This is a genomic window from Nonomuraea lactucae, from assembly GCF_003313395.1.
Classification (GTDB): domain Bacteria; phylum Actinomycetota; class Actinomycetes; order Streptosporangiales; family Streptosporangiaceae; genus Nonomuraea; species Nonomuraea lactucae.
Genome location: NZ_QNFZ01000706.1, coordinates 1 through 3,481 on the forward strand (window position 1 = coordinate 1; position 3,481 = coordinate 3,481).

The 3,481-nt window shown below is 72.0% G+C and carries 4 protein-coding genes and 1 pseudogene; 3 read left to right on the top strand and 2 right to left on the bottom strand.

Going from position 1 to position 3,481, the window contains the following annotated elements; genetic code table 11:
- A pseudogene (locus DQW85_RS25740) lies at window positions 1–193 on the bottom strand (2-phospho-L-lactate guanylyltransferase); the annotation flags it as partial.
- An 80-nt stretch (window positions 194–273) separates the two neighbouring features.
- Between DQW85_RS25740 and DQW85_RS25745 the strand changes: the two are divergent.
- The 3 genes from DQW85_RS25745 to DQW85_RS25755 all read left to right on the top strand — a co-directional run bounded on the left by DQW85_RS25745 (window position 274) and on the right by DQW85_RS25755 (window position 3,165).
- Window positions 274–984, top strand: a complete 711-nt coding sequence (locus DQW85_RS25745) for a lysophospholipid acyltransferase family protein (protein WP_113702537.1) — start codon at window positions 274–276, stop codon at window positions 982–984.
- A 4-nt stretch (window positions 985–988) separates the two neighbouring features.
- Window positions 989–1,999, top strand: coding sequence for an NAD(P)H-dependent glycerol-3-phosphate dehydrogenase (locus DQW85_RS25750; RefSeq protein WP_113702538.1), 1,011 nt, complete (start codon window positions 989–991; stop codon window positions 1,997–1,999).
- 71 nt (window positions 2,000–2,070) lie between these two features.
- Entirely contained in the window at window positions 2,071–3,165 is a 1,095-nt protein-coding gene (locus DQW85_RS25755; RefSeq protein ID WP_113702539.1) for a D-alanine--D-alanine ligase family protein, read from the top strand.
- Here DQW85_RS25755 and DQW85_RS25760 read toward each other — a convergent pair.
- Window positions 3,148–3,481, bottom strand: a 334-nt coding sequence (locus tag DQW85_RS25760) for a DUF3515 family protein (RefSeq protein WP_162795374.1), incomplete at its 5' end; no start/stop codon positions are given. The genes DQW85_RS25755 and DQW85_RS25760 overlap by 18 nt on opposite strands.

Genomic DNA, 3,481 nt, shown 5'->3' on the forward strand with positions numbered 1-3,481 from the left:
GCCCGGCGGCGGCCGGGTCGGCGGTCACCACGATTACCCGCTCCACCGCGGGGCAGGAGAGCGCCGCCGAGACGGTGTCGCACGCGACGGCGACGGCCAGCCGCGCGCGGTGCGGCCCCGTCGCGGCGGCCAGCCTGGTCTTCGCCGCGACCAGCGTCTTGACCGGGATGACCAGTGACCAGCGGTTGCTCATAGGCTTAAGCATCGCGCCTCGACATCTCCCGCGGCGAACCGGGAGACTTGGGGCGCAAACCGTTCGGCTTGGAGGAGAGCATGAGGCGCCTCACGCGACCATCGCGTTTCTGGGAGATCCTGGCCGTGGTGATCGTGAAGCCGTTGTCACTGCTGCTGGTCGGGCGCGACTGGCGCCACGGGGAGCGCGTCCCCCGCCAGGGCGGGGTGATCATCGCGACCAACCACCTGTCTTGGACCGATCCCGTCCTGCTGGCGCACTTCCTGTACGACCACGGGCGCTGGCCGGTCATCCTGGCCAAGTCGGCGCTGTTCAAGGTGCCACTGCTGGGCCGCGCGGTGCGCGCGCTGTGCGCCGTCCCCGTCGAGCGGGGCAGCAGCGAGGCGGCCAGGTCGCTGCACGAGTCGGCGCAGCGGCTCAAGGAGGGAGGGGCGATCCTGTTCTACCCGGAGGGCACCTGCACCCGAGACCCCGACCTGTGGCCGATGGTGGGCAAGACCGGCGTCGCCAGGCTCGCGCTGCAGAGCGGCGCCCAGGTGATCCCGGTGGCCCACTGGGGGGCGCACGAGTTGCTGCCGTACGGGGAGAAGAGGCCGAGGCTGTTCCCGCGCAAGACCTTCCACCTGTCGGTGGGCCCGCCCGTCGACCTGTCCAGGTACGCCGACCGCCCGCCGCACGCGGACGTGCTGCGCGAAGCGACCGCCGACATCATGGCGGCGGTCACCGCGCAGCTGGCGGAGCTGCGCGGCGAGAAGGCCCCCGAGACCCCCTACGACCCGGCGAGGCAGTGATCCGATGACGAAGGCCGCCGTGTTCGGCACCGGCTCGTGGGGCACCACCTATGCGATGATCCTGGCCGAGGCCGGCAACCGGACCACGCTGTGGGGGCGCAGGCCGGAGCTGGTGGAGGCGATCGACCGCACCCACACCAACCTCGACTACCTCCCGGGCGTGGCGCTGCCCGGCTCGCTGCGCGCCACGACCGATCCGGCCGAGGCGCTGGACGGGGCCGACTTCGTGGTGCTCGCCGTGCCCTCCCAGTCGCTGCGGCCCAACCTGGCCGCCTGGCGCGAGCACATCCCCCGCGACGCCGTCCTGGTCAGCCTGATGAAGGGGGTCGAGCTCGGCACGACCAAGCGGATGAGCGAGGTCATCCGCGAGGTGGCGGGGGTGGCCGAGGATCGCGTCGCCGTCGTCTCCGGGCCCAACCTGGCCAAGGAGATCGCCCAGCGCCAGCCCGCCGCCACGGTCGTGGCCTGCGCCGACGAGAGCGTGGCGGAGCGGCTGCAGGAGGCCTGCCACCTGCCGCCGTGGTTCCGCCCCTACACCAACCACGACGTGGTCGGCGTCGAGCTCGGCGGGGCGGTCAAGAACGTCATCGCGCTGGCGGTCGGAGTGTCGGTGGGCATGGGCATGGGCGACAACGTCTCGGCCATGCTGATGACCAGGGGTCTGGCGGAGATCTCCCGGCTGGGCGCGGCGCTCGGGGCCGACCCGCACACGTTCGCCGGGCTGGCCGGCATGGGCGACCTGGTTGCCACCTGCACCTCGCCGCTGTCGCGCAACCGCACGTTCGGCGAGCGGCTCGGCCGCGGCATGACGCTGGCCGAGGTGATCGCCACCACCAGGCAGACCGCCGAAGGGGTCAAGTCCTGCGAGTCGGTGCTGGAGCTGGCCAGGAAGCACGACGTCGAGATGCCGATCACGGAGGTCGTCGTGGGCGTCGTGCACGACGGCATGTCGCCGACCGAGGCCGGGATGCTGCTGATGTCGCGTTCGCCGAAACCTGAGCGATACGGGGTGTGACCCGACCATTGCGGACACCACCCCAGGGCTTGACTCGCTGTAGGAGGGACACACCGGTAGATTCGGACGTCATGAGCAAGCCGCGCGTCGCTGTCGTATTCGGGGGTCGCAATTCCGAGCACGCCGTGTCCCTCATGGGCGCGGGCAGCGTGCTGGAGGCGATCGACAAGAGCAGGTACGAGGTGATCCTCATCGGGATCGCCCAGGACGGCAGGTGGGTGCTGGCCGCGTCCGACCAGCGGTTCGCCATCGAGGCGGGCGAGCTGCCCGAGGTCGACACCTCGGGCGCGGCGCTCGCGCTGCCTTCCGGCGAGGGCTCGCTGGTGGCCTACGAGCCGGGCGGCATCCCCGTCGAGCTCGGAGCGGTAGACGTGGTCTTCCCCGTGATGCACGGGCCGTTCGCCGAGGACGGCACCATCCAGGGGCTGCTGGAGATGGCCGGGGTGCGCTACGTGGGCTCGGGCGTGCTGGCCAGCGCGGTGGGCATGGACAAGGCGTACATGAAGACCGTGATCGCGGCGGCCGGGCTGCCGGTCGGGCGGCACGTGGTGGTGCGCGACCGCGACTGGCGGCTCTACCGGGAGCGGGTGCTCAAGGAGGCCGAGGCGCTCGGCTGGCCGGTGTTCGTCAAGCCCGCCCGCGCCGGGTCCTCGCAGGGCATCTCCAAGGCCCACGACCAGGCCGAGCTGGAGGAGGCGATCGAGTTCGCCCGGCGGCACGACCCCAAGGTGCTCATCGAGGCCGCGATCGTGGGGCGCGAGATCGAGTGCGCGGTGCTCCAGTCTCTCGGCGACGAGCCGCCCGGCGCTTCGGTGCCCGGCGAGGTGAAGGTCGAGGGCGGGCAGGAGTTCTTCGACTTCGAGGCCAAGTACTATCCCGACCAGATGTCGCTCACCGTGCCCGCCGACATCCCCGCCGAGGTGGCCGAGCAGCTCCGGGCGATGGCCGTGCGGGCGTACGAGGCGCTGGAGTGCGAGGGGCTGGCGCGGATCGACTTCTTCTACACGTCCGACGGTGAGCTGATCTTCAACGAGATCAACACGATGCCCGGGTTCACCTCCCTGTCGGTGGCGCCGCAGCTGTGGGCCGCCTCGGGCCTGACCTATCCGGAGCTGGTCGACCGGCTCATCCAGCTCGCGCTGCACCGGTCAGCGGGGCTGCGCTGACACCTGGCCGATCGGGCCGGAGAGCTCGGCGAGCACGCCGCCTGGCGCGTGCGTGCCCGCGATCGTGACCTCCACGTAGGCGGGCGCGGCGATCGCGGTGAAGAGGGCCGGCTTGTCCGGATCGGCGAACCAGCCCACGCCGCCGATCTCCTGCAACCGGTCGGTGGGCGCCATCCGGGCGGGCCGGGGCACGCCGCAGCGCAGCCCGATCTCAGCCTCACCCCAGACGGCGACGTACGGCGACTCGGGCGTGGACGTGCCCCGCCCCGCGCCGTCCAGCGTCCGGGGCAGCCGCTCGGCGAGCGCGCGGCACGCC